This window comes from Aliiruegeria sabulilitoris, assembly GCF_001558155.1.
GTDB classification, from domain to species: Bacteria; Pseudomonadota; Alphaproteobacteria; order Rhodobacterales; family Rhodobacteraceae; genus Tropicimonas; species Tropicimonas sabulilitoris.
The window spans coordinates 1-387 of the sequence record NZ_LOAS01000139.1; the positions used below are offsets into that span (position 1 = coordinate 1).

General features: G+C 68.7%; 1 protein-coding gene. It reads right to left on the bottom strand.

Annotation, left to right across the window (positions count from 1 at the left end; translation table 11 throughout):
• The coding region (locus AX756_RS24880) for a dihydroxyacetone kinase subunit DhaK (protein ID WP_197431152.1) at window positions 1–387 on the bottom strand (387 nt) is incomplete at both ends.

The window sequence follows — 387 nt, forward strand, 5'->3', positions numbered from 1 at the left end:
CCGCCAAGGCCGCGCCCTTCCTCGTCCTCGCTCGGGCGGATCTCCTCGTTGGTGATCAGCTCCTTGATCCTGATGCCCTCGGCCTCGGCCATCTGGCGGGCCATCTCGGCGCTCATCACGTCGCCGGCATGGTTGAGCGTGACCAGCAGGATGCCGGCATCGCGCTTGAGCATCTGCATCGCCTCGAGCACCTTGGGGGGCCCGGGGGCCGCGAAGACGTCGCCCACGACCGAGATGTCGATCATGCCGTCGCCGACCCAGCCCTGCAGCGCCGGCTCATGGCCCGAGCCACCGAGCGTCAGCACGGCGACCTTGTCTTGCGGCTTGTCCTTGGCCCGGCAGACCAGCTTCTCGGAGACCAGCTTGACCTTGCCGGGGAAGGCCAGC